Below are 24191 nucleotides of genomic sequence, written 5' to 3'. Positions count from 1 at the left end.
ATGATTATGCAAGAGATTTTTTTATGTTCTATTTCCAATGTGCGCAGTGGGGATTGCAAGGAAGATTGCGCTTATTGCACGCAAAGCTCACACCACCAAGGAGCGATCAAACGCTATAAATTTAAAGATGAAAAAGTGGTTTTACAAGAGGCTAGAGCCTTAAGGGAATTAGGGGCTTTAGGGTTTTGCCTGGTTACTTCAGGGCGCGAATTAGACGATGAAAAATGCGAATACATCGCTAGATTAGCTAAAGCCATCAATCAAGAAGAATTAGGCTTGCATTTAATCGCATGCTGCGGGCGCGCGGATTTGGATCAGCTAGAGTTTTTAAGAGATGCGGGCATTCATAGCTATAACCACAATTTAGAGACTTCGCAAAATTTCTTCCCTAAGATTTGTTCCACGCACACATGGGAAGAAAGGTTTATCACATGCGAAAACGCATTAAGGGCGGGGTTAGGCTTGTGCAGTGGGGGGATTTTTGGGCTTAATGAGAGCTGGGAAGATCGGATTGAAATGCTTAGGGCGCTAGCTTCGCTCTCCCCGCACACCACGCCGATTAATTTTTTCATTAAAAACCCGGTATTGCCCATTGATGCAGAGACTTTGAGCGCAGATGAAGCCCTAGAATGCGTGCTTTTGGCTAAAGAGTTTTTGCCTAATGCTAGGCTTATGGTGGCTGGGGGGCGTGAAGTGGTGTTTAAAGATAATGACAAAAAGGAAGCCAAGCTTTTTGAATACGGCATCAATGCGGTGGTGTTGGGGGATTATTTAACCACCAAAGGCAAAGCCCCTAAAAAAGATATAGAAAAACTGCTCTCTTATGGCTTGACAATGGCGACAAGCTGTCATTAATGAGAGAACTTTTTAAAAGCGTTAGAGGGTTTTTGAACCTTCTTAGAATGATTTTCCCCGAGCACCTTCAAAACGCCTTTTTGGGGTTAAGCGAATTGTTTTACTACGCTTCCAGCTTGAGTTTTTATACGATTTTATCTTTATCGCCTATTTTGTTGTTTGTGTTTAGTCTTTTTGTGTCTCATTATTTGCAAGCGCATAGCGGTGAAATGGAAGCCTTGATTTTCCCCAACGCTCCTAAACTCATTGGTGCAATTAAGGATTTTTTAGAAAATTTTAAAAAAACAGACATGACTTTAGGCACGCTTGAAGAGGTGTCCATTGTGGTGGCGTTGGTGCTTTTTTGTGAAAACTACCGCTCCATCGCATCAAAAATTTTTGATGCAAAGCCCAGAGATTATGCGCATTTTAAGGGTAAAGAAATCTTTTTATTTTGGGGTTTTGGCACGACTTTAGTGTTTTTATTCGCTCTGCCTTTGGTGGTGTTTTTTGATATTAAGATCCAAGTGTTTTTTGAAGATAAAGATTCAAGCTTGTTGCATGTTTTAAGATGGATAGGCACTTACGCGTTTTTTTTGATCCTTTTTACCATTCCCACGAATAAGGTGTTTAAACATTATTTTTGGGTGTTTTTATGGGTGTTTTTTACGAGCGTTTCTTGGCATGTGTTAAAATGGGCTTTCACTTATTATGTGTTGTATAATCGCACTTACCATGAGCTGTATGGGAGCGTTTCTATTTTGTGGTTTTTGATGAGTTGGGTGTATGTGAGCTGGCTTGTGATTTTAATTGGCATGTATGGGTGTAAAATGTGCGACACGTTCGATCCTAAAGGAGTGTTTAAGAAATTTTTAGGCTTTTTTAAAAAAGAAACTTGATGAAAAAAGTTTTCTTTTAGATCGATTCTAAAAATCTAAACGCAAACCCCCCAAATCAACCCAACCCAAAAAAGTTAAAAACAAAAGAAATAAAAAAAACAACACCGGCGGAATAAAAGAATAAAAGAATAAAAGAATAAAAGAATAAAAGAATAAAAGAATAAAAGAATAAAAGAATAAAAGAATAAAAGAATANAGGGCTAAACACTTCCCTCTTTTTCAAACGCCTTGTAGTGTTTAATGTGAGTTATGTTTATAGTTTTTAGGGGGGTAAATGCCTTCAAACGCTCTTTTGATTGAAGAAATCGCTCATTTAATCAACGTTTCTCATAGCAGCGTGCGTAATTGGATCAAAACCAATCTTTTAGAAAAATTAGAGATTGATCATAAAATTTATGTGAAAACAAGCTCTTTTTTAGATTTTTGCCGCAACCATTTAGGGAAAAACAAGCTTAACAAATACGCTAACAAATCCTTAAAAAGCGTGCATAACCATCAAGAATTGATTTTAAAATACCTAGAAATGTTAGAAAATAGCTCTGATTTAGAAAATCTAGGCTCTTATTATGAAAAAGAGCTTTCCAATACCACCAGAAATTTAGAAGGCATTTACTACACCCCTAATAGGATAGTAGAACAACTTTTCACTCTCCCTAAAGATTTTGATACCTCCCAAGCGATTTTTTGCGATCCGGCTGTGGGGAGTGGGAATTTTGTCATGCATGCTTTAAAACTGGGGTTTAAGGTTGAAAATATCTATGGCTATGATACAGACGCCTTTGCTGTCGCTTTGACTAAAAAGCGCATTAAAGAGCGTTATCGTTTAGATTGCCCTAATATTATGCAAAAAGATTTTTTAAATTTAAAACACACCCCGCAATTTGATTGTATTTTCACCAACCCGCCATGGGGTAAGAAATACAACCAAAACCAAAAAGAAACTTTCAAACAGCAATTCAACCTCTCTCAAAGCCTAGATAGCGCATCGCTCTTTTTTATAGCGAGTTTGAATTGCTTAAAAGAAAACGCTCATTTGGGGCTATTATTACCCGAAAGTTGTTTGAATATTGATGCGTTCAGTAAAATGCGAGAAATGGCTTTAAAGTTTCAAATGAGAAGCCTGATTGATTTTGACAAACCTTTTAAAAATCTAATGACTAAGGCTGTGGGTTTGGCGCTTAAAAAAACCCCTAACAAGAATCAAAAAATCTCATGTTTTTATCAAAATAGCAAGTTCAAACGCTCACCCTCTTCTTTTTTCAACAACCCTAAAAAGATTTTTAATATCCATTGCTCTCACCAAAAAAATAAAATTTTAGACCACCTTTTTTCCATTCCCCACACCACTTTAAAAAATAACGCTCATTTTGCTTTAGGGATTGTTACAGGTAACAATAAAGAAAAATTACACCCCAAACAAGAAAAAAATACCATTCCTATTTTTAGAGGTTCAGATATTTTAAAAGACGGATTAAAAGCCCCTAGCCAATTCATTAACGCTGATTTAAAAGACTGCCAGCAAGTCGCTCCCTTAAGCCTTTATCAGGCTAGAGAAAAAATCGTGTATAAATTCATTTCTTCAAAACTGGTCTTTTTTTATGACAATAAGCAACGCCTTTTTTTAAACAGTGCGAACATGTTTGTTTTAAAAGAAAATTTCCCTATCAACGCTCATGCACTAAAAGAACTATTAAACAGCGATTTAATGCAATTCATTTTTGAATCGCTTTTTAAAACGCATAAAATTTTAAGAAAAGATTTGGAATGCTTGCCCCTATTTGCGCAATTTATTAACAATGGTTTTGATGAAAAATTTTATTTAAAAAATTTAGGGATAGAAAAAAAAGACCCTAAACATTTCACCATCAGGAAAAACCATGCATGTTGCTTGTCTTTTGGCTTTAGGGGATAACCTCATCACGCTTAGCCTTTTAAAAGAAATCGCTTTCAAACAGCAACAGCCCATTAAAATCCTAGGCACTCATTTGACTTTAAAAATCGCCAAGCTTTTAGAATGCGAAAAATATTTTGAAATCATTCCTGTTTTTGAGAATGTCCCCGCTTTTTATGACCTTAAAAAACAAGGCGTTTTTTTGGCGATGAAGGATTTTTTATGGTTGTTAAAAGCGCTTAAGAAGCACAAAGTCAAACACTTGATTTTAGAAAAACAAGATTTTAGAAGCACTCTTTTATCCAAATTCATTCCCATAACCACTCCAAATAAAGAAATTAAAAACGTTTATCAAAACCGCCAGGAGTTGTTTTCTCAAATTTATGGGCATGTTTTTGATAACCCTTTATATCCCATGAATTTAAAAAACCCCAAGAAGATTTTGATCAACCCTTTCACAAGAGAAAATTATAGAAATATTTCTTTAGAGCATTTAAAAATCGTTTTAAAACTCTTAAAACCCTTTTGTGTTACGCTTTTAGATTTTGAAGAACGATACGCTTTTTTACAAAATGAAGCCGCTCATTATCGCGCTAAAACCAGTTTAGAAGAAGTTAAAAACCTGATTTTAGAAAGCGATTTGTATATAGGGGGGGATTCGTTTTTAATCCATTTGGCTTACTATTTAAAGAAAAATTATTTTATCTTTTTTTATAGAGATAATGACGATTTCATGCCGCCTAATGGTGGGAATAAAAATTTTCTCAAAGCCCATAAAAGCCATTACATAGAACAGGATTTAGCCAAAAAATTCCGCCATTTGGGGCTATTATAATATTGTGTTATACTTCTAATTTCAATTTTGCTTGTTAGGACATTCATGAAAAATATTAGAAATATCGCTGTAATCGCGCATGTTGATCATGGGAAAACCACTTTAGTGGATGGCTTACTTTCTCAATCTGGCACATTTAGTGAGAGAGAAAAAGTGGATGAAAGGGTGATGGATAGCAACGATTTAGAGAAAGAAAGAGGGATCACTATTCTGTCTAAAAACACCGCTATTTATTACAAAGACACTAAAATCAATATCATTGACACTCCCGGGCATGCTGATTTTGGGGGCGAAGTGGAGCGCGTTTTAAAAATGGTGGATGGGGTGTTGCTTTTAGTGGACGCTCAAGAAGGGGTCATGCCTCAAACTAAATTCGTGGTTAAAAAGGCTTTGAGTTTTGGGATTTGCCCTATTGTGGTGGTGAATAAAATTGATAAGCCCGCCGCTGAACCGGACAGAGTGGTGGATGAAGTTTTTGACTTGTTCGTAGCCATGGGGGCTAGCGATAAACAATTGGATTTCCCTGTGGTGTATGCTGCTGCTAGAGATGGCTATGCGATGAAAAGTTTAGACGATGAAAAGAAAAATTTAGAGCCTTTGTTTGAAACGATTTTAGAGCATGTGCCAAGCCCTAGCGGGAGCGTTGATGAGCCTTTGCAAATGCAAATTTTCACGCTTGATTATGACAATTATGTGGGCAAAATCGGTATCGCTAGGGTGTTTAATGGCTCGGTTAAAAAGAATGAAAGCGTGCTGTTGATGAAAAGCGATGGGAGTAAAGAAAATGGCCGTATCACTAAGCTTATAGGCTTTTTAGGGTTGGCTAGGACTGAGATTGAAAACGCTTATGCGGGCGATATTGTAGCGCTTGCCGGGTTTAACGCAATGGACGTGGGCGATAGTATCGTTGATCCCACTAACCCCATGCCTTTAGATCCCATGCATTTAGAAGAGCCTACGATGAGCGTGTATTTTGCCGTCAATGATTCGCCCTTAGCCGGGTTAGAAGGAAAGCATGTTACTGCCAACAAATTGAAAGACAGGCTCTTAAAAGAAATGCAAACCAATATCGCTATGAAATGCGAAGAAATGGGCGAAGGCAAGTTTAAAGTGAGCGGGCGTGGGGAATTGCAAATCACTATTTTAGCTGAAAATTTACGCCGTGAAGGGTTTGAGTTTAGCATTTCACGCCCTGAAGTCATTATTAAAGAAGAAAATGGCGTTAAATGCGAGCCTTTTGAGCATTTAGTGATTGACACGCCCCAAGATTTTAGCGGGGCTATCATTGAGAGATTGGGCAAAAGAAAAGCCGAGATGAAAGCGATGAATCCCATGAGCGACGGCTATACAAGATTGGAATTTGAAATTCCTGCAAGAGGGCTTATCGGCTATAGGAGCGAGTTTTTAACCGACACTAAGGGCGAAGGCGTGATGAATCATAGCTTTTTAGAATTCCGCCCTTTTAGCGGGAGCGTGGAATCGCGCAAAAATGGGGCGCTCATTAGCATGGAAAATGGCGAAGCGACCGCTTTTTCCCTTTTCAATATCCAAGAAAGAGGCACGCTTTTTATCAACCCCCAAACGAAGGTTTATGTGGGCATGGTCATTGGCGAGCACAGCCGGGATAATGATTTAGATGTCAATCCCATCAAATCCAAGCACTTAACCAACATGAGAGCGAGCGGGAGCGATGATGCGATCAAACTCACCCCGCCTAGGACTATGGTGTTAGAAAGGGCGTTAGAATGGATTGAAGAAGATGAGATTTTAGAAGTTACCCCCTTGAATTTAAGGATCAGAAAAAAGATTTTAGACCCTAACATGAGAAAAAGGGCGAAAAAATAGGTAATTTGTATAAAGTAGCAGATATTTTTTGTGGTGCTGGAGGATTGAGCTATGGCTTTTCTGTGCATCCCCATTTTGAATTAATATGGGCTAACGATATAGACAAAGACGCCATTTTAAGCTATCAAGCCAACCATAAAGAGGCACAAACCATTTTATGCGATATTATGCAACTTCATTGCCACAACTTGCCATGCGTTCCAATTGACATTCTGCTAGGCGGACCACCATGCCAGAGCTATTCTACCCTTGGCAAAAGAAAAATGGATGAAAAAGCGAATCTGTTTAAAGAATATTTACGGATCTTAGATTTAGTGAAACCAAAAATATTTGTTTTTGAAAATGTGGTGGGTTTAATGTCTATGCAAAAAGGGCAATTGTTCCAACAAATTTGTAACGCTTTTAAAGAGAGAGATTATATTTTAGAGCATGCCATTTTAAACGCCCTAGATTATGGTGTGCCTCAAATAAGAGAGCGAGTGATTTTAGTGGGCGCACTTAAAAGTTTTAAACAAAAATTCCACTTCCCTAAACCCATAAAAACGCATTTTTCTCTAAAAGACGCTTTAGGGGATTTACCACCCATTCAAAGCGGTGAAAATGGCGATGCTTTAGGTTATCTTAAAAATGCGGATAATGTTTTTTTGGAATTTGTGCGGAATTCTAAAGAATTAAGTGAGCATAGCAGTCCTAAAAACAATGAAAAACTGATAAAAATCATGCAAACGCTAAAAGACGGGCAGAATAAAGATGATTTGCCAGAAAGTTTACGCCCCAAAAGCGGTTATATTAATACCTATGCCAAAATGTGGTGGGAAAAACCAGCCCCCACCATTACGAGAAATTTTTCTACCCCAAGCAGTTCTAGGTGTATCCATCCAAGAGACTCTAGAGCGTTAAGCATTAGAGAGGGGGCAAGATTGCAAAGTTTTCCTGATAATTATAAATTTTATGGGAGCGCTAGCGCTAAAAGATTGCAAATTGGTAATGCCGTGCCGCCTTTATTGAGTGTAGCGCTCGCTCATGCTGTCTTTGATTTTTTAAGGGGTAACAATGTTTGATAATAACGATTTTAAAGGTTATAGAAATTTATTGGGTTTTAATTCTCAAAATGCGTTTAAGGAATTTTTAGGCGCTAAAGACATACAACCTTGCGTTGATTTTAATTATTTAAACGCGCTCAAAAAAAGGCTTATTGAAATTTTTAGCGCTATCAATAGTATTTATTGTTTTAAATATAATGGGTATGAATTGGAATGCTTTTTTAAAAACTCCATAGAGCGAGTGTTTTCAAAGATAGTGGACACTCATATTATTTATAAGCTGAATAATCAAGGCAGAAGACCTGAAGAAGTTTGTTTTTCTTGGATGCGCGGGTTTTTGGTAGCGGAGTTTTTTAAGGATTTTATCGCTTGTCTTTTTAACACGCAAAAAGAAACCATCAAATTTTTTGGTGGCGATAATTTTGAGAGCATAGAAAGCTTTAAAAGAAGTCCTAAAGCCGATTTTTTGTTAGACAATCATTTATTGCTAGAAATTCAAAGCGGGTTTCAAGGGATCAATGATATTAAAGAACATAAAGTTTTAGAAGCTCAAAGGCGTTTGATAACGGATAAAATTCCTACTATTGTGGTGCATTTTGACCTGTTTAACGGGCAAGTGGCGTGCGTAGAAATTTCTAAAATCAAAGACAATGATTTGAATTGGATAACCCGCCAACAAATGGAAGGGCAGAGCGTTTTTAATATTTCGCAAAATTTTTTTGATTACAAAATTACAGAAATACCTAATAAGCCGCTTTCATAAAAACCCATAATACGGCCTAAATAAAATACAAGATTAAGAGTATTAAAAATGTGGTAGGTAGATTGAATGCTCGTTATTCTTGCCTGATATTCAGCGTGAGTGTGTGTACTCAAATAAGAGAGCGAGTGATTTTGAGTAGGCGCACTTAAAAGCTTTAAGCAAAAATCCCACTCCCCCAAACCCATAAAAACGCATTTTTGCAACCAATTTATATTGATCCGCCCTATCTTTTTTATTGCCTTCTGCTAAAAGTGATCCCATAAACTTCATTCCTGATTTGGAATAAGGGATCAGTAGGGGCTTCTACGCCTTTAGGGAGATCAGCTGGGAAATACACATCTTTATTGCAACCCATTCCTTCGTATTTTTCAACTTTCAAGGTCCCTACTAATAATTCCTTATGTTTGCCTTTCCAAAGCGCGGTCGTGTCGTTGGTGGCATCATTTTGATTCGCAAACACCAGATACATTTGGTATTCTATGGGCTTAGTTTTAAGGTGTTGTTGGAATGAAGAAAGCAGATAATTTGAATCTTTTTGCTTTAATTCTTGGGGGTTAAGATACTTAATGCCCTCTTTAGGCACAAATTTCCATCTCGCAGACAATAATTCCTCTTTCTTATCTTTAAACCTGAACGCATGCACGCTATAATAAGGCGTGTTAGCCACGCTTGAGCTAATTCCTATCGTTTTCATATAGGTGGCAAAATTCCTATAAGAGGGGACTTCTTCATAAAGCTTTTTGATTCTTGCTTCATCCACCTTGCCATTTTTAGGGATCCTCATCTCAAAGAATTGAGCGAATTCGTTAGGGTTTTTGGCAAAATTGATTTCTGTATTGAGCATCACCATTGTCCAGCTAGCGTTTTGATTTTCTAATTTTAACGCCATTCCCCTAACTTTGCTTTTATCGTCCATCATCGCGCCCCCTAAAGAATACCTTACAGACGCAGGGATTTCTTTTTCATTGAGTAATGGCACCTCTAAAGCCTCTCTTGCTTGCGGGTTAGGGAGGAACACGCCTTTAGCGCAAAACCCCTTAGTGTGGTTGATTTTCATTTTAGGCTCTTTGGCGTTGAGCTTGTAGAAAATATCCGCAATCTCTTTGGCGCTCACTTCATGGGCTTTTAAAAAACCCAAACTCAAAACCAAACACAAGCTCAAACCAATTTTTTTCATTTTTGCTCCTTATTGTCATTTTTTTAATCTATGTATTGATGTAAAAACCATTTTTAGCTTTAAAATATTATCATACTATATACTATCAATGCAGATAGTTTTTAAAGCGACTATGTAAAATAGAAGCTTTTTCACTAGCAAACTGGCGTTTGAAAATTTAAATTTTGTAAATTTTGAGAAAAACTAGCTTGATTTTAAACTAAATCTATATTCTTTTATGCTACAATTATTTCTACAGAGTAATTTATCTATTCTCAGGTAAAGTAAGGAAGAGGAATGAAATTAAAGAAACGAAAAGTTGTAGCTACATTGCTAAAGCGTTTTACATTGCCACTATTGTTCACTACGGGTTCATTAGGGGCGGTTACTTATGAAGTGCATGGGGATTTTATCAACTTCTCCAAAGTGGGTTTTAACCATTCGCCTATTAACCCTGTTAAAGGTATCTATCCCACAGAAACTTTTGTTAACCTTACGGGTAAGCTAGAGGGGTCTGTGCATTTAGGTAGGGGATGGACCGTGAATTTAGGCGGTGTTTTGGGCGGACAAGTTTATGATAGCACTAGGTATGATAGGTGGGCAAAGGATTTTACCCCCCCAAGCTATTGGGATAAAACTTCGTGCGGTACTGTTTCTTCAGAGCTTTGTATGAACGCCACTAAAATGTGGCAACAGCAAGGGCCAGGTGGTGTCATTAACACTAGAGGTATTGGTTGGGAATATATGGGTGAGTGGAACGGCTTGTTCCCTAACTACTATCCGGCTAACGCTTACTTGCCTGGGCATTCAAGGCGCTATCAAGTTTATAAAGCGAATCTCACCTATGATAGCAGTAGAGTTCATATGGTAATGGGGCGTTTTGATGTTACTGAGCAGGAGCAAATGGATTGGGTTTACCAATTGTTCCAAGGTTTTTATGGGACTTTCAAGCTCACGAATAAGATGAAGTTCTTGCTCTTTAGCTCTTGGGGTCGTGGTATCGCTGATGGTCAATGGTTGTTCCCTATCTATCGTGAAAAGCCTTGGGGTATTCATAAAGCCGGTATTATTTATCGCCCTACAAAGAATTTAATGATCCACCCTTATGTGTATCTTATCCCAGAAGTAGAAACAGATCCCGGTGTTAAAATAGAGTATGATACCAATCCGGGGTTTAGTGGTAGGGGTATAAGAAACAGAACGACTTTCTATGCGTTATACAGCTATCGTTGGAATAACGCTGAATACGGTCGTTACGCACCCGCTCGTTATAACACTTGGGATCCGTTCTTGGATAATGGTAAGTGGCGTGGCTTGCAAGGTCCTGGTGGTGCGACGCTCTTTTTACGCCACCATATAGATATTAACAACTACTTTGTGGTTGGTGGTGCTTATCTCAACATTGGTAACCCTAACATGAACTTAGGTACTTGGGGTAACATCATCGCTGTGGATGGTATCGAACAATGGGTTGGCAGTATCTACAGCTTAGGGTTTGCGGGGATTGACAACATTACCGATGCTGATGCGTTCACTGAGTATGTTAAAGGTGGAGGCAAGCATGGTAAGTTCAGTTGGAGCGTTTATCAACGCTTCACTACCGCTCCAAGGGCATTGGAATATGGTATTGGTATGTATCTAGACTATCAGTTCAGCAAACATGTTAAAGCGGGTCTCAAACTCGTGTGGTTAGAGTTCCAAATTCGTGCGGGTTACAACCCTGGAACCGGTTTCCTTGGGCCAAACGGTCAGCCGCTTAACTTGAATAATGGTTTGTTTGAATCTTCGGCGTTCGCGCAAGGTCCTCAAGACATGGGTGGCATTAAAAAGAGTATTACCCAAGACAGAAGCCATTTGATGACACACATCAGTTATAGTTTCTAAGAGAGTTCTCCCCCTATCTCTTAGATATGCCTTTTTTGTATTTTTATTTTAATATCTTTGGGAGTTAGGGTTTTGGAAATTAAGAAATATTTTTCTTACTCTCTATTTTTTTTGCTTTTTTCTAGTCTTTTTTTATCCAAACTTCAAGCTTATAAATTCAACATGAGTATTGTTGGAAAGGTGAGCAGCTATACCAAGTTTGGCTTTAACAACCAAAGATACCAGCCCTCCAAAGACATTTATCCTACAGGTAGCTACACTTCTTTGCTCGGCGAATTGAATTTGAGCATGGGTTTATACAAGGGTTTGAGAGCGGAAGTGGGGGCGATGATGGCAGCGCTCCCCTATGACTCTACCGCCTATCAAGGCAACAATATCCCTAACGGCCAGCCTGGCTCTAGGACCGATCCTTTTGGGGCGGGTATCTTTTGGCAATATATTGGTTGGTATGCAGGGCATAGTGGTTTAAATGTGCAAAAACCTCGTTTAGCTATGGTGCATAACGCTTTTTTGAGCTACAACTACAAAAAAGACAAATTCAGTTTTGGCGTGAAAGGGGGGCGCTATGATGCTGAAGAGTATGATTGGTTCACTTCTTACACTCAAGGGGTTGAAGGCTTTGTCAAATACAAAGACACCAGATTCAGAGTGATGTATTCAGACGCTAGGGCTTCAGCGTCAAGCGACTGGTTTTGGTATTTTGGGCGTTACTATACAAGCGGTAAGGCTCTAATGATTGCGGATTTAAAATACGAAAAAGACAACCTAAAAATCAACCCGTATTTTTATGCGATCTTTCAAAGAATGTATGCGCCAGGCATTAATATCACTTATGACACCAACCCTAATTTCAACAATAAGGGCTTTCGTTTTGTAGGCACTTTCGTGGGGTTTTTCCCCATTTTTGCCACTCCAGCTAATCAAAATGATATTATCCTCTTCCAACAAGTGCCGTTAGGAAAGAGCGGGCAAACTTATTTCTTCCGCACCCGTTTTTACTATAATAAGTGGCAATTTGGGGGTAGTGTCTATAAAAATATCGGTAACGCTAATGGTGATATAGGTATTTATGGCGACCCTTTGGGGTATAACATTTGGACGAATAGTATTTATGACGCAGAAATTAACAATATTGTTGGTGCTGATGTTATTAACGGGTTTTTGTATGTAGGCTCACAATATAGAGGTTTTAGTTGGAAAATTTTAGGCCGTTGGACGGATAGCCCAAGGGCTGATGAAAGGAGTCTCGCGCTCTTTTTGAGTTATTTTTCTAATAAATATAATATTAGAATGGATTTAAAACTAGAATATTATGGCAATATCACCAAAAAAGGCTATTGTATTGGGTATTGTGGCATGTATGTTCCAACCGATCCTAACGGGCCTGGCACGCAACCTTTAACACACAATGTGTATTCTGACCGAAGCCATATAATGTTTAACATCACTTATGGTTTTAGAATTTACTAGTATTTATTCTTAATGGATATTTTTGATTAGCCTTTTTAAAATATTAAAAGGCTTCGCTCCAATCAAATACTAATACTCAAAAAGTTTTATTTAAATTTATTATTCAATATTTAATACACTAGAACAAAAACACCACACCCCGCGCAGTTTTTCAACAAGCTAAACGAGTTTAAAAGCGATGTTTTCACCACGCCCAAGGCTAAAGAATACATTGACATAGCGAGCGGTTTTCATAAGCTTTTTAAGAACGATGTTAAGATCGCCGAAAGTCTAAAGCCAGCCACTACGAAAAACTTAAGCCAAGGTTTAGCGACCACTTTAAGCGGAGCGTTAAAATACCAATGGACTAAATTCACGCTAGGAACGCTTTATAGAAACGCGCCCGATCGCATTTTAGGCGTGAAATTACCTAAAGCCCTAAACGAAGCCACCGCAGGCGCGGCCTTAAAGTATCACATTAAACGAGCGCTTGAGAGAAGCCACTCTATAAGCGATTTTAGCAAGAATTTAGAATTAAGCACACAAAACGCTAAATTTAGCAACAACACGCTTAAAATCATTGAAGAGCTTACTAACTCAATCAAACAAGCGAGCGAAGAAATCAAAGAGAAAGCGTTTGATTTTTCTAATCAAAAACTCACTAACGAGCAAATCAAAGAATTATTAAATAACGCAGAAATCCCCACAAGCGGGAGAGATGCGATCACTTTTGGAGTGAATAACCTAAACCCTGAAATTGTTGAATTTCTACACAAAAACAACAAAAAAATGATTATAGAAAAAGCCTCTAACAAAGAATTAGAACTTTTAACTGATACTCACTTTAAGCAAAACATAAGAACGAGTTTAGATCATGATGCTATCGCTCACATACTCAAAAGGAATGGCGTTAATTCTGTTAATGTTAAAAATGGAGAAAGCCCTATTACTTACGATGATATAGCGAATTATAGGTATATCGTCAATAACGCTGATGCGATTCTTAGGACTTTAGACAACGAGGATAAAGAAGTTATAAGCGCGTTTAAACAAATCAATGGCTATGCGGTAGTGGTAGAGCAAGCGGTCAATAAGAAAAATGAATTAGTTTTAAAAACGATGTTCAAGAGTAACGGAGATTATAAGAATAATGATGTTTATAAAGAATTTTCAAGCACCTCACTCGACGCTAACGCGAAAGTGCGCCATAGGTTGAGTTCCCATGGTGGTGCTGAAAAGAACAATACTTAAAAAACTTGAAAAAGTCAAGGATTAAAAAATGAATTACCCTAATTTGCCTAATAGCATGTTAGAAATAACCGAACAGCCAGAAGTGAAAGAAATCACTAACGAATTGTTAAAACAATTACAAAACGCTTTAAAAGGTAATCATCTTTTCACTGAGCAAGTGAAATTAAGCCTTAAAGGCATCGTTAGGATTTTAGAGGTGCTTTTGAGTTTGGATTTTTTCAAAAATGCGAATGAAATTGATAGCAGTTTAAGAAATTCCATTGAATGGCTGAGTAACGCCGGCGAGAGCTTAAAATTAAAAATGAAAGAATACGAGCGCTTTTTTAGCGAGTTTAATACGAGCATGAAGGCTAACGAGCAAGAAGTAACCGCTACTTTAAATGCTAACACTGAAAACATTAAAAGCGAAGTTAAAAAGCTAGAAAATCAATTGATAGAAGAAGCGAGAATGCTTTTAGAACAAGAAACTCAAAAAAGCGTTAAGGCTTACAATGCAATGATGGGACACCAGCCATAGAATAGCTTAAAACATGGTTTGAAAAATTTCAATAATCCTTTGAGGTAAAGAGGGCTAAAAGGTTTGAATGGGTTAAAATACCAACTTTTATTAGCTTATGGGCGTTAGAAAATAAGCGTCAAATCCATTCAAATTTTGGCTCTGTTCTCATCAAGCATGGATAATTAAAACCTTTTTGACTAAATTCAAGCTCTTTGCTATGGATTGTAAAAAATGTTTTTAGCATTTTAGATTTTATTACCCGTATTTGATGAGAACCAAGCCTTTTTTATTTAAAAAGGGCTGTATCAATCACAAGGAAATGTAATCCACTTCTTTGGGTCTTTGATGGTTGGCAATGAGTTGCTTACAGGTTGCAACGCCTTCTGAAGTGCCAACCATCAATAGCTTGGATTCGCTTGCAATAATCGTTTCCCCGTCAGGCATGGGGATGTATTTGCCATCTTTTTGAGTGATACCAATCACAAACGCTTTAGCGATCTCTCTAAAATGGGCTTCTTTTAATTTCCTTAACACAAGCCAGCTGGTTTTAGGGACAATCACTTCCTCTAAGTCTAAAAGCGTGTCTTTTTTATTGATAAAACGCTCTAAGATATTTTCCATATCCGGACGCACCGCCATCGCGCTCACTCTCTGCGCCATAAGCTTTGTAGGGGAAACCACCATATCAGCCCCTAATTTTTTTAATTTTTCTAAGCCTTCATCGCTATGCGCGCTCGCAATGATATAATAAGGTTTGCGCTTTAATTCCTTTTCAAACAAGCGCACGCTCACCATTAACGCCACATTCACCGGTAAAATCTTAGACAAAGCCACAACGCCCCTAGCGCTGCTTAAGTGGGTTTTTAGCATGGCTAAATTGGTGTGCGGATCGCCTATGATATAGTAGGGGTATTTGTGCTTAATGGCTTCTTCTTCAAAACTAGGGTCATTATCCACGACCACAAAGGGGATTTGAGCGGAGCGGAACTGCTTGCTCAATTCAATGGTGTATTCGTTGTGGTAACAAATCACATAATGATCCTTAAGGCGCGCGATTTTATAAATCATACCTTTCTCCTTAATCAATCGGGTAAGCGTGCCTTTATTGACCACGCTAACTAAAATAGCCACGCTAAAGGCAATAATTCCTGCCCCAAAAAACATTAAAATGGAAGTTAAAAAAATACTTATAGGCCCAAACTGGCTTTCATTTAAAGCGCCAAACCCTGTAGCTGTCATGGTGTAAGTCGTTTGAAAGAAAGCTTGCATAAGGCTATAATTTTCTAGGGCGAAGTATCCCAGAGTGCCTAAAAGCACGAGCAATTGGATTAAAATAAGCGGGAGTCTAAAGACCTTAAATTGCTCATAGATTTCAGAATTTAAATTGACTTCTGGCTGATTTTCATCGTCTTTTTTGATTTTAAAAAATTTCAACTTTTCAAACAAAACCAATTCCTAGATCAAAATAAATTCTTTTGAAAGCGTTTGCCTCTAAATTTAATTAAAACGCTAAACCTAATCTAGGCCGTGTTTTAATCTCAAAAAGAAGTTTAGTTTTAAGGGAAGTTTTAAAAAGATTATCAAAAACACCAAAACCATCCCTATAATCAAAAATGGATAGAAATTCTAAAAACTAAGCCCCTTTACGCATGGTTCTTAAAGTGGAAGCAGCCACCTTAATGCGTTTGGTCGTGCCGTCGTCTAATTGGATCTTAATCGATCGCAAGTTAGGGAGTAAGCGGCGTTTGTTTTTGTTATTCGCATGACTGACATGATTGCCTATCATAGGCCCTTTAAAAGTTAAAGTGCATCTTTTTGCCATTGTGTATCCTTAAATATTGAAATGAATTTGACACTATACCTAAATTAGCCTTTAAAAAGACTGATTTTAAGGCCAATTTTTAAATGGTTCGTTTAAGAACTACTTTTTTTGAGGCATAGAACTTTTAAAGCCTTTCATTCTGTCAATAGCGTCTCTGTATTTGGCGATATTTTCTTCTGTAAGTTCTGTTACAGCTTTTCTCATGACAACCGCATACATTCTGTTTAAGATCTTATGTATCGCGTCTTCTTTATTCTTTTCCAAATCTTCATGGATAATGCTGTTTGAAGAATTAAGCCCTCCAGAATTACTTTGTTTGTAAGTATAGGTCATTGCCTGAAAAGTTCCTACTTCCACAGCAAAATCATGGACGACACGATTGCTTTCTGGCTCATAAAAATTAAACCACACAGAGCCTGAGCTTTGATCCACTAGCGTGTCTAAATTAGGATTATTGGGATCTTTTAAATTCATTTTCAAATCTTCTAAGATTCCTACCCACCCTTTCAAATCCAAAACGGAAAAAATCTTTCTCTTATCTTGCTCGTTCAAAGCTTTTTCATCTTGAAAACGCAACACTTGATAGCCTCTTTTTTCAAAAATAGTTTGGATTTGATTGACTAAAGCGTCTTGAAACTTATCAATATAGGGTTTTAGATTATCGCTCACTTGAATGCGTGGCGCTAAAATACCTACAACATGGTGGTTTTGTGGGGCTTGAGCAATATGTATCGGATAATTAAAATCTAGCGGCGTAACATGTTCAGAGCTTGTTTTCATTCTTTCATGAGTTTGAACTTGATTTTTGGCGTCATTTGGTGTCTTTGTCTCAGCGCTTGGATTCATCGCACAACCGATCAACACGCTTGAAAGCCCTAAAGCCACCAACATTTTAGAATAAACCCTAACTTTTTTAAAAATAAGCGAACGCTCCATAAAAGACTCCTAAAATAAAAATTAAAACTATAATTATACTATTTTTAAGTAAATCAATTTGCGCTACAATTTTATTTTTCTAATTTCAAGCATGGCGATTTTAGGGGATTTTATGCTCTATTCTTTACTATATGGCTATTTTAATATCAATCTTTTCCAATACTTGACTTTTAGAGCAGGGTTAGGGTTTTTCATAGCCTTTTTCCTCACGCTTTTTTTAATGCCTAGATTCATTCTATGGGCCAAGGCTAAAAAGGCTAACCAGCCCATTTCTAGCTTTGTGCCAAGCCACCAGAATAAAAAGGATACCCCTACGATGGGGGGGATTGTGTTTGTTTTTGCAACCATTGTTGCGAGCGTGTTGTGCGCGTCTTTGGGTAATCTTTATGTGTTGTTAGGGATAATCGTGTTAGTGGGCTTTAGTTTTGTGGGTTTTAGAGACGATTACACTAAAATCAACCAACAAAATAACGCCGGGATGAGCGCGAAAATGAAATTTGGCATGCTGTTTATCCTTTCGCTTATGGTGTCTGTTTTATTGAGCCTTAAGGGGTTAGACACTTTTTTATACGCGCCGTTTTTGAAAAACCCTTTGTTTGAAATGCCCATGATGTTAGCGGTTGGTTTTTGGGTGTTGGTTTTTTTATCCACGAGCAATGCGGTGAATTTAACCGATGGGTTAGACGGCTTAGCGAGCGTGCCTAGCATTTTCACCCTTTTAAGCCTTTCTATCTTTGTGTATGTGGCAGGGAATGCGGAATTTTCTAAATATTTGCTCTATCCTAAAGTCATAGATGTGGGGGAATTGTTTGTTGTCTCGCTAGCGTTAGTGGGATCGCTCTTTGGCTTTTTGTGGTATAACTGCAACCCGGCAAGCGTGTTTATGGGTGATAGCGGGAGTTTGGCAATAGGGGGGTTTATCGCTTATAACGCTATTGTTTCGCATAATGAAATCTTACTCGTTTTAATGGGATCTATTTTTGTGGTAGAAACTTTGTCTGTGATCTTGCAAGTAGGGAGTTATAAAACCCGTAAAAAACGCCTTTTTTTAATGGCGCCAATCCATCATCATTTTGAACAAAGGGGCTGGGCAGAAAATAAGGTGATCGTGCGTTTTTGGATCATTTCTATGCTGAGTAATTTAATCGCTCTTTTAAGTTTGAAGGTGCGTTAAAATGAAAATCTCTTTATTGGGGCATGGTAAAACCACTCTAGCCCTAGGGCGTTTTTTTAAAAAAAACCATAACGAAGTCAAATTTTTTGACGATAAATTCCTTTCATCTTTTAAAGATAGCGAGGGTTTTCTTTGCTATCCCAGTAAGGATTTTAACCCTAATGATTCCCAACTAGAGGTAGTCAGCCCTGGCATTAGTTTTACGCACCCTTTAGTCATGAAAGCCAAGCATTTAGTGAGCGAATACGATTATATTGACAGCTTGTTTGATTTGGTTTTCACGCCTACTATAATCAGTATTAGCGGCACTAATGGTAAAACCACCACGACCGAAATGCTCACTGCGCTTTTAGAAGATTTTAAGGCTGTGAGTGGGGGGAATATCGGCACGCCCTTGATTGAATTGTTTGAAAAACAATCGCCCTTGTGGGTGTTAGAAACAAGCTCTTTTTCTTTGCATTACACGAATAAGGCTTACCCTTTAATTTACTTGCTCATCAATGTCAAAGCTGATCATTTGACTTGGCATTGCAATTTTGAAAATTATTTGAACGCTAAACTCAAGGTTTTAACATTGATGCCTAAAACTTCGCTCGCTATCCTCCCTTTAAAATTCAAAGAACACCCCATTATTCAAAACTCGCAAGTGCAAAAAATCTTTTTTGATCACAGCGAAGAAGTTTTAGAGTATTTAGAAATCCCTTCCAACGCCCTTTTTTTTAAGGGAGCGTTTTTATTAGACGCTGCTTTAGCCCTTTTAGTTTATGAGCAATTTTTAAAAATAAAGAATTTAAAATGGCAAGATTATAGAGAAAACGCCCTTAAAAGGCTGAACGCTTTTAAAATCGGCTCGCATAAAATGGAAGAATTTAGGGATAAACAAGGGCGTTTGTGGGTAGATGACAGCAAGGCCACGAATATTGATGCCACCTTACAAGCTCTAAAAACCTTTAAAAACCAAAAAATCCATTTGATTTTAGGGGGCGATATTAAAGGGGTCAATTTAACCCCCCTTTTTGAAGAGTTTAAAAACTATAAGATAAGCCTTTATGCGATAGGATCAAGCGCTTTTATTATCCAAGCCTTAGCGTTAGAATTTAATGTTTCTTGTCAAGTTTGTTTAAAGTTAGAAAAAGCGGTTCAAAAAATTAAAAGCGTTTTATTGCAAAATGAAATCGCTTTGCTTTCACCCAGCGCAGCCAGTTTGGATCAATTCTCTTCGTATAAAGAAAGGGGTGAAAAATTTAAGGCGTTTGTTTTAAAAGATTAAAGCGCATGCGCCACAACCTCTAATTGTGAAATTTTTTGAAAAATCTCGTTCCGTTCTTCTTCGTTTGAAACTTCCATAGAAACATTAAAGCTATAAAATTTAGCGTTTTTAGAAGTGTTTTTAAATTCCAATTTAAAGGGGCGTTGGTAGGTTTCTAAAAGCTCTTTTAACGCGCTTGTATCGTTAGTGGTCATAATCACCCTATAATCCCAAAGGCAAGGGTAAATAATGGTGGGTTTTTTTGAATCAGACGGCATTGAACAGCTCCTTAAACAATTTAGGAATGGCAATAGGGCTGTATGTAGAGCGGTTGACAAAGCCAAACTTGATTTCTGAAGCAAAGACTTTAAAAGGCTTCATAGGCTCTAAAGAAGCGTTTTGGATGCAATAAATTTCTTGAAAAAGCACCACAAAAACCTTTCTTAATTCTTTAATTTGCGTTCTTATTTCTAAGACTTGTCCCAAACTCGCAGGGGTGAAAAAATCCGCTTTGATAGAGCGGATGACAAACACGCCTTCTTCATTTTCGGGCAAGACATTTTTTTTAAAAAAAAACTCGCTCCTAGCCCTTTCGCAATATTTCAAATAATTCGCATGATAGACCACGCCTTCAGAGTCGGTATCTTCGTAATATACCCTACAGCGCATTAATTCCCCTTACTTAAATAATGAAATTTTCTTAAGATTATACAATATGTAACTTAACTATAGTATAATCTAGGGGCGTTGCTCTATATTTTTAGGTATTTTTAAAGTGGGTTTTTTCTTAAATCTTAAGACCTCTAAAGATTTTAAAAAACTAATACAGCAATAGTTGGGCGATTAAGGACATAGCTCCTTAATTTTAATCATTGACAAGGAGTTTGGTAGTTAGGATATGGGTAATCATTTTTCTAAATTAGGATTTGTTTTAGCGGCTTTAGGGAGTGCGATAGGTTTAGGGCATATTTGGCGTTTCCCCTATATGACTGGGGTAAGTGGTGGGGGTGCTTTTGTTTTATTGTTTTTATTTTTATCCTTAAGCGTTGGTGCAGCGATGTTTATCGCTGAAATGCTATTAGGGCAAAGCACGCAAAAAAATGTAATAGAAGCCTTTAAAGAGCTTGACATTAACCCCAAAAAACGCTGGAAATACGCAGGGATTTTGCTTATTTCTGGGCCATTAATACTGACTTTTTACGGCACGATTTTAGGCTGGGTGCTTTATTATTTGGTGAGTGTTAGTTTTAATTTGCCTAACAATATCCAAGAATCTGAACAAATTTTTACTCAAACTTTGCAGTCTATAGGGTTACAATCCATAGGGCTTTTTAGCGTTTTATTCATAACCGGATGGATTGTTTCTAGGGGGATTAAAGAAGGCATTGAAAAACTCAATTTGGTTTTAATGCCCTTACTCTTTGCCACTTTTTTTGGTTTGCTTTTTTATGCGATGAGCATGGATTCTTTTTCTAAAGCTTTCCATTTCATGTTTGATTTCAAACCAAAAGATTTGACCTCTCAAGTGTTCACTTATTCCTTGGGGCAGGTTTTCTTTTCTTTAAGCATCGGTTTAGGGATCAATATCACTTATGCTGCGGTTACGGATAAAACGCAGAATTTGCTTAAAAGCACGATTTGGGTGGTTTTATCAGGGATTTTAATTTCTCTTGTGGCAGGGCTTATGATTTTCACTTTTGTGTTTGAATATGGGGCGAATGTCTCACAAGGCACAGGGTTAATTTTCACTTCTTTACCGGTGGTTTTTGGCCAAATGGGAGCGATAGGCGTTCTTGTTTCGATTCTTTTCTTGCTCGCGCTCGCTTTTGCTGGCATCACTTCTACGGTGGCTTTATTAGAGCCAAGCGTGATGTATCTTACCGAAAAGTATCAATACTCTCGTTTTAAGGTTACTTGGGGTCTTGTAGCGCTAATTTTTGTGGTAGGCGTGGTGTTGATTTTCTCGCTCCATAAGGATTATAAAGATTACCTCACTTTCTTTGAAAAAAGTCTTTTTGATTGGTTGGATTTTGCCTCAAGCACCATTATCATGCCTTTAGGCGGGATGGCAACCTTTATTTTTATGGGCTGGGTTTTGAAAAAAGAAAAATTGCGTCTTTTAAGCACGCACTTTTTAGGCCCTAAATTGTTTGCAACTTGGTATTTCTTGCTTAAATATATCACCCCTTTAATTGTGTTTTCCATTTGGTTGAGCAAGATTTATTAAAATATTTGGCATGGGAAAATTTTCTAAATTAGGCTTTATTTTAGCCACTTTGGGTAGCTCTATCGGTTTAGGGCATATTTGGCGCTTTCCTTATATGGTAGGCCATAATGGGGGGAGCGCGTTTGTGCTTTTATACCTAGTGCTAACCTTGAGTTTAGGCATTGCTATGCTTTTAGTGGAAATGCTGATTGGAAATTTGGGTAAAAAAGACGTTGTTTCCAATTATCAAATCTTAGATCCTAAAAGGAAAAAATATTACCCTTTCACTTCTTTTTTTATTTTAGGCGGCCCTCTCATTCTATCCTTTTATGCGGTGGTGTTAGGCTGGGTGCTTTACTACCTTTTTGTAGTAACTTTTGATTTGCCTAAAGATTTAGAGCAGGCTAAAATGCAATTTAGCATGCTTCAAAATGGCAGTTTAATCTGGCCTGTTATTGGCTTTAGCGCATGCTTATTGCCGACAATATGGTTTGTTTCTAGGGGGATTGAAGAGGGGATTGAAAAATTAAATGTCGTGCTGATGCCCTTATTGTTTGTGATTTTCATAGGGCTTTTAATCTATGCGATGACTTTAGAAAGCATGCCTAAAGCTTTGCACTTTTTGTTTAATTTTGAGATTCAAAAGATTGATTTTAAGGTTGTGATGGACGCTTTAGGGCAGATGTTCTTTTCTTTGAGTTTGGGGGTAGGCACGATCATTACCTATTCAGCTTTCACGCCCAAAAAAGAAAACCTACTCAAAAGCTCTTTATTTATTGTCTTGCCCGGTGTTTTAATCTCTCTCATTGCCGGGGTGATGATTTTTACCTTTGTGTTTGAATACCATGCGGATGTGTCTCAAGGGCCAGGGCTTGTTTTTATTTCCTTACCTTTGACTTTCGCTAAAATGGGAATCAGTGGGCAGATCGTTTCGCTCTTTTTCTTTATGGCGCTTGTTTTTGCCGGGATCACTTCCACAGTTTCTTTGGTAGAGCCTTTAGCGCTTTATTTAATCAATCGTTTTAATTTCTCACGCCTTAAGGCGTCGCTATGGATAGGGATCGTTGTGTATGTTTTAGGCGTTTTAGTCATTCTTTCTATGAATGAACGATACGCTAAGTTTTTGAGTTTTGCTCATAAGAGCGTGTTTGGGTGGCTGGATTTCATCACTTCTTCGTTTTTAATGCCTTTGGGAGGCTTGTTTTCAGTCTTGTTTGTAGGATGGATTTTAAATAAAAAGCGTTCTTTTTTAGCCACGAAGCATTTCTTTAATATAAACGCCTTTAAAGCATGGCATTTTAGCGTTCGTTTTATCGCGCCTGTAGTGATTTTAGCGATTTTCATCTTGCAATTTAAGTGAAATAAAGATACTTGATGAAAAGCATTTTGATCTTTATGATTCTTGTAGTTTGTCAGTTAGAGGGCAAAAAATTTTCACAAGATAATTTTAAGGTGGATTATAACTACTATTTGCGCAAACAGGATTTGCACATCATCAAAACGCAAAACGATTTGTCCAATTCTTGGTATCTCCCTCCACAAAAAGCCCCCAAAGAACATTCTTGGGTGGATTTTGCTAAAAAATATTTAAACATGATGGATTATCTAGGCACTTATTTTTTGCCTTTTTATCATAGTTTTACCCCCATTTTTCAATGGTACCACCCTAATATCAACCCCTATCAACGCAATGAGTTTAAGTTCCAAATCAGTTTTAGAGTGCCTGTATTTAGGCATATTCTTTGGACTAAAGGCACGCTTTATTTGGCTTATACCCAAACTAACTGGTTTCAAATTTACAATGATCCCCAATCCGCTCCCATGCGAATGATGAATTTCATGCCTGAACTCATTTATGTTTATCCTATTAATTTTAAACCTTTTGGGGGTAAAATAGGGAATTTTTCTGAAATTTGGATAGGTTGGCAGCACATTTCTAATGGCGTGGGGGGCGCGCAATGTTACCAACCTTTTAAAGACGGCAATCCTGAAAACCAATTCCCAGGAGGGCCTGTGATCGTTAAAGATTATAACGGGCAAAAAGACGTACGCTGGGGGGGGTGCCGCTCGGTGAGCGCGGGGCAACGCCCTGTGTTTCGTTTGGTGTGGGAAAAGGGAGGCCTAAAAATCATGGTCGCTTATTGGCCTTATGTCCCTTATGATCAATCCAACCCTAATTTGATTGATTACATGGGGTATGGTAACGCTAAAGTTGATTACAGGAGAGGGCGTCATCATTTTGAATTGCAACTTTATGATATTTTCACGCAATACTGGCGTTATGATCGCTGGCATGGAGCTTTCCGCTTAGGCTATACCTACCGCATTAACCCTTTTGTGGGGATTTATGCGCAGTGGTTTAACGGCTATGGCGATGGCTTGTATGAATACGATGTTTTTTCCAATCGTATAGGGGTAGGAATACGCTTAAACCCTTAAAAAAGCGTTCTTTTAT

General features: G+C 37.8%; 21 protein-coding genes and 1 pseudogene. 16 read left to right on the top strand and 6 right to left on the bottom strand.

The genetic code is table 11. The features are described from left to right. Window positions 1–6: 6 nt before the first annotated feature. The 7 genes from J5F42_RS04710 (at window position 7) to J5F42_RS04680 (ending at window position 8110) form a co-directional block, all read left to right on the top strand. A complete protein-coding gene (locus J5F42_RS04710; protein WP_001155644.1) occupies window positions 7–855 on the top strand; it encodes a biotin synthase in 849 nt (282 codons plus the stop codon). Further along, window positions 855–1733 carry a YihY/virulence factor BrkB family protein gene (locus J5F42_RS04705; protein WP_097699108.1) on the top strand — a complete coding sequence of 293 codons (879 nt, stop codon included), beginning with the start codon at window positions 855–857 and terminating at the stop codon, window positions 1731–1733. Before J5F42_RS04710 ends, J5F42_RS04705 begins: the two co-directional genes overlap by 1 nt. A 274-nt stretch (window positions 1734–2007) precedes the next feature. Then, window positions 2008–3645, top strand: a complete 1638-nt coding sequence (locus J5F42_RS04700) for a class I SAM-dependent methyltransferase (protein WP_097699925.1) — start codon at window positions 2008–2010, stop codon at window positions 3643–3645. Next, window positions 3611–4459 (top strand): glycosyltransferase family 9 protein, encoded by an 849-nt coding sequence (locus J5F42_RS04695; RefSeq protein WP_283491154.1) that lies wholly within the window; start codon window positions 3611–3613, stop codon window positions 4457–4459. Before J5F42_RS04700 ends, J5F42_RS04695 begins: the two co-directional genes overlap by 35 nt. Window positions 4460–4504: 45 nt before the next feature. Continuing rightward, complete coding sequence (typA, locus tag J5F42_RS04690) at window positions 4505–6304, top strand: translational GTPase TypA (protein ID WP_097699736.1); 1800 nt, start codon at window positions 4505–4507, stop codon at window positions 6302–6304. A gap of 5 nt (window positions 6305–6309) precedes the next feature. Beyond that, complete coding sequence (locus J5F42_RS04685; protein ID WP_283491153.1) at window positions 6310–7365, top strand: DNA cytosine methyltransferase; 1056 nt, start codon at window positions 6310–6312, stop codon at window positions 7363–7365. Continuing rightward, entirely contained in the window at window positions 7358–8110 is a 753-nt protein-coding gene (locus tag J5F42_RS04680; RefSeq protein ID WP_283491152.1) for a restriction endonuclease, read from the top strand. The genes J5F42_RS04685 and J5F42_RS04680 overlap by 8 nt, the downstream gene beginning before the upstream one ends. A 232-nt stretch (window positions 8111–8342) precedes the next feature. Here the strand turns inward: J5F42_RS04680 and J5F42_RS04675 are convergent, their stop codons facing one another. Next, window positions 8343–9287, bottom strand: a complete 945-nt coding sequence (locus J5F42_RS04675; RefSeq protein WP_283491151.1) for a catalase family peroxidase — start codon at window positions 9285–9287, stop codon at window positions 8343–8345. 276 nt (window positions 9288–9563) lie between these two features. Between J5F42_RS04675 and hofC the strand changes: the two genes are divergently transcribed. From hofC to J5F42_RS04650, 4 genes and pseudogenes are all read left to right on the top strand, one after another. Then, on the top strand, window positions 9564–11150 hold the full coding sequence (hofC, locus tag J5F42_RS04670) for an outer membrane beta-barrel protein HofC (protein WP_283491150.1): 1587 nt from the start codon (window positions 9564–9566) through the stop codon (window positions 11148–11150). A gap of 72 nt (window positions 11151–11222) precedes the next feature. Then, window positions 11223–12620 carry an outer membrane beta-barrel protein HofD gene (gene hofD, locus J5F42_RS04665; RefSeq protein WP_164856843.1) on the top strand — a complete coding sequence of 466 codons (1398 nt, stop codon included), beginning with the start codon at window positions 11223–11225 and terminating at the stop codon, window positions 12618–12620. Window positions 12621–13019: 399 nt separating this feature from the next. Then, a pseudogene (locus tag J5F42_RS04655) lies at window positions 13020–13847 on the top strand (PBECR3 domain-containing polyvalent protein); the annotation flags it as partial. Between the two features lie 31 nt (window positions 13848–13878). Next, window positions 13879–14367 (top strand): hypothetical protein, encoded by a 489-nt coding sequence (locus tag J5F42_RS04650; RefSeq protein WP_283491149.1) that lies wholly within the window; start codon window positions 13879–13881, stop codon window positions 14365–14367. Window positions 14368–14658: 291 nt separating this feature from the next. Here the strand turns inward: J5F42_RS04650 and J5F42_RS04645 are convergent, their stop codons facing one another. From J5F42_RS04645 to J5F42_RS04635, 3 genes are all read right to left on the bottom strand, one after another. Continuing rightward, window positions 14659–15795 (bottom strand): potassium channel family protein, encoded by a 1137-nt coding sequence (locus J5F42_RS04645; protein WP_000462009.1) that lies wholly within the window; start codon window positions 15793–15795, stop codon window positions 14659–14661. A gap of 187 nt (window positions 15796–15982) precedes the next feature. Further along, window positions 15983–16171 carry a 50S ribosomal protein L28 gene (gene rpmB, locus J5F42_RS04640; protein ID WP_001119005.1) on the bottom strand — a complete coding sequence of 63 codons (189 nt, stop codon included), beginning with the start codon at window positions 16169–16171 and terminating at the stop codon, window positions 15983–15985. Between the two features lie 99 nt (window positions 16172–16270). Continuing rightward, complete coding sequence (locus J5F42_RS04635) at window positions 16271–17107, bottom strand: HpaA family protein (protein WP_283491148.1); 837 nt, start codon at window positions 17105–17107, stop codon at window positions 16271–16273. Window positions 17108–17219: 112 nt separating this feature from the next. Between J5F42_RS04635 and mraY the strand changes: the two genes are divergently transcribed. Together mraY and murD are read left to right on the top strand one after the other, a co-directional pair. Beyond that, entirely contained in the window at window positions 17220–18281 is a 1062-nt protein-coding gene (gene mraY / locus J5F42_RS04630; protein WP_283491147.1) for a phospho-N-acetylmuramoyl-pentapeptide-transferase, read from the top strand. A gap of 1 nt (window position 18282) precedes the next feature. Further along, the gene (gene murD, locus J5F42_RS04625; protein WP_097699438.1) at window positions 18283–19551 is read left to right on the top strand and encodes a UDP-N-acetylmuramoyl-L-alanine--D-glutamate ligase; all 1269 of its coding nucleotides are present in this window, start codon (window positions 18283–18285) and stop codon (window positions 19549–19551) included. Here murD and J5F42_RS04620 read toward each other — a convergent pair. Together J5F42_RS04620 and ybgC are read right to left on the bottom strand one after the other, a co-directional pair. Beyond that, window positions 19548–19808 (bottom strand): HP0495 family protein, encoded by a 261-nt coding sequence (locus J5F42_RS04620; protein ID WP_097699437.1) that lies wholly within the window; start codon window positions 19806–19808, stop codon window positions 19548–19550. The two genes, murD and J5F42_RS04620, sit on opposite strands and share 4 nt — an antisense overlap. Further along, window positions 19798–20199, bottom strand: a complete 402-nt coding sequence (gene ybgC / locus J5F42_RS04615) for an acyl-CoA thioesterase YbgC (RefSeq protein ID WP_001203777.1) — start codon at window positions 20197–20199, stop codon at window positions 19798–19800. Before ybgC ends, J5F42_RS04620 begins: the two co-directional genes overlap by 11 nt. A 229-nt stretch (window positions 20200–20428) precedes the next feature. On the opposite strand from ybgC, the gene J5F42_RS04610 reads away from it, so the two are divergent. From J5F42_RS04610 to J5F42_RS04600, 3 genes are read left to right on the top strand one after another with little or no spacing between them, the layout of a single operon-like run. Further along, window positions 20429–21757: a sodium-dependent transporter gene (locus tag J5F42_RS04610; RefSeq protein ID WP_097699436.1), complete on the top strand. Its 1329-nt coding sequence runs from the start codon at window positions 20429–20431 to the stop codon at window positions 21755–21757. A gap of 10 nt (window positions 21758–21767) precedes the next feature. Continuing rightward, the gene (locus J5F42_RS04605) at window positions 21768–23096 is read left to right on the top strand and encodes a sodium-dependent transporter (protein ID WP_283491146.1); all 1329 of its coding nucleotides are present in this window, start codon (window positions 21768–21770) and stop codon (window positions 23094–23096) included. A 14-nt stretch (window positions 23097–23110) separates the two neighbouring features. Then, window positions 23111–24175 carry a phospholipase A gene (locus tag J5F42_RS04600; RefSeq protein ID WP_283491145.1) on the top strand — a complete coding sequence of 355 codons (1065 nt, stop codon included), beginning with the start codon at window positions 23111–23113 and terminating at the stop codon, window positions 24173–24175. Window positions 24176–24191 lie beyond the last annotated feature (16 nt).

Source organism: Helicobacter pylori (genome assembly GCF_030062585.1).
In the GTDB taxonomy this organism is placed as follows: domain Bacteria; phylum Campylobacterota; class Campylobacteria; order Campylobacterales; family Helicobacteraceae; genus Helicobacter; species Helicobacter pylori_CN.
The sequence above is the reverse complement of the archived record's forward strand: the minus strand, read 5'-3'. Positions and strand labels throughout refer to the sequence as shown.

What these genes read in the sequence shown, in the direction of transcription:
- J5F42_RS04680 (WP_283491152.1), top strand. Translation starts at nt 7,358, where the DNA reads ATGTTTGATAATAACGATTTTAAAGGTTATAGAAATTTATTGGGTTTT.
- ybgC (WP_001203777.1), bottom strand. Translation starts at nt 20,199, where the DNA reads ATGCGCTGTAGGGTATATTACGAAGATACCGACTCTGAAGGCGTGGTC.
- J5F42_RS04635 (WP_283491148.1), bottom strand. Translation starts at nt 17,107, where the DNA reads ATGGAGCGTTCGCTTATTTTTAAAAAAGTTAGGGTTTATTCTAAAATG.
- murD (WP_097699438.1), top strand. Translation starts at nt 18,283, where the DNA reads ATGAAAATCTCTTTATTGGGGCATGGTAAAACCACTCTAGCCCTAGGG.
- J5F42_RS04705 (WP_097699108.1), top strand. Translation starts at nt 855, where the DNA reads ATGAGAGAACTTTTTAAAAGCGTTAGAGGGTTTTTGAACCTTCTTAGA.
- J5F42_RS04610 (WP_097699436.1), top strand. Translation starts at nt 20,429, where the DNA reads ATGGGTAATCATTTTTCTAAATTAGGATTTGTTTTAGCGGCTTTAGGG.
- rpmB (WP_001119005.1), bottom strand. Translation starts at nt 16,171, where the DNA reads ATGGCAAAAAGATGCACTTTAACTTTTAAAGGGCCTATGATAGGCAAT.
- J5F42_RS04605 (WP_283491146.1), top strand. Translation starts at nt 21,768, where the DNA reads ATGGGAAAATTTTCTAAATTAGGCTTTATTTTAGCCACTTTGGGTAGC.
- hofC (WP_283491150.1), top strand. Translation starts at nt 9,564, where the DNA reads ATGAAATTAAAGAAACGAAAAGTTGTAGCTACATTGCTAAAGCGTTTT.
- J5F42_RS04700 (WP_097699925.1), top strand. Translation starts at nt 2,008, where the DNA reads ATGCCTTCAAACGCTCTTTTGATTGAAGAAATCGCTCATTTAATCAAC.
- J5F42_RS04695 (WP_283491154.1), top strand. Translation starts at nt 3,611, where the DNA reads ATGCATGTTGCTTGTCTTTTGGCTTTAGGGGATAACCTCATCACGCTT.
- J5F42_RS04710 (WP_001155644.1), top strand. Translation starts at nt 7, where the DNA reads ATGCAAGAGATTTTTTTATGTTCTATTTCCAATGTGCGCAGTGGGGAT.
- J5F42_RS04600 (WP_283491145.1), top strand. Translation starts at nt 23,111, where the DNA reads ATGAAAAGCATTTTGATCTTTATGATTCTTGTAGTTTGTCAGTTAGAG.
- J5F42_RS04650 (WP_283491149.1), top strand. Translation starts at nt 13,879, where the DNA reads ATGAATTACCCTAATTTGCCTAATAGCATGTTAGAAATAACCGAACAG.
- mraY (WP_283491147.1), top strand. Translation starts at nt 17,220, where the DNA reads ATGCTCTATTCTTTACTATATGGCTATTTTAATATCAATCTTTTCCAA.
- J5F42_RS04620 (WP_097699437.1), bottom strand. Translation starts at nt 19,808, where the DNA reads ATGCCGTCTGATTCAAAAAAACCCACCATTATTTACCCTTGCCTTTGG.
- J5F42_RS04675 (WP_283491151.1), bottom strand. Translation starts at nt 9,287, where the DNA reads ATGAAAAAAATTGGTTTGAGCTTGTGTTTGGTTTTGAGTTTGGGTTTT.
- typA (WP_097699736.1), top strand. Translation starts at nt 4,505, where the DNA reads ATGAAAAATATTAGAAATATCGCTGTAATCGCGCATGTTGATCATGGG.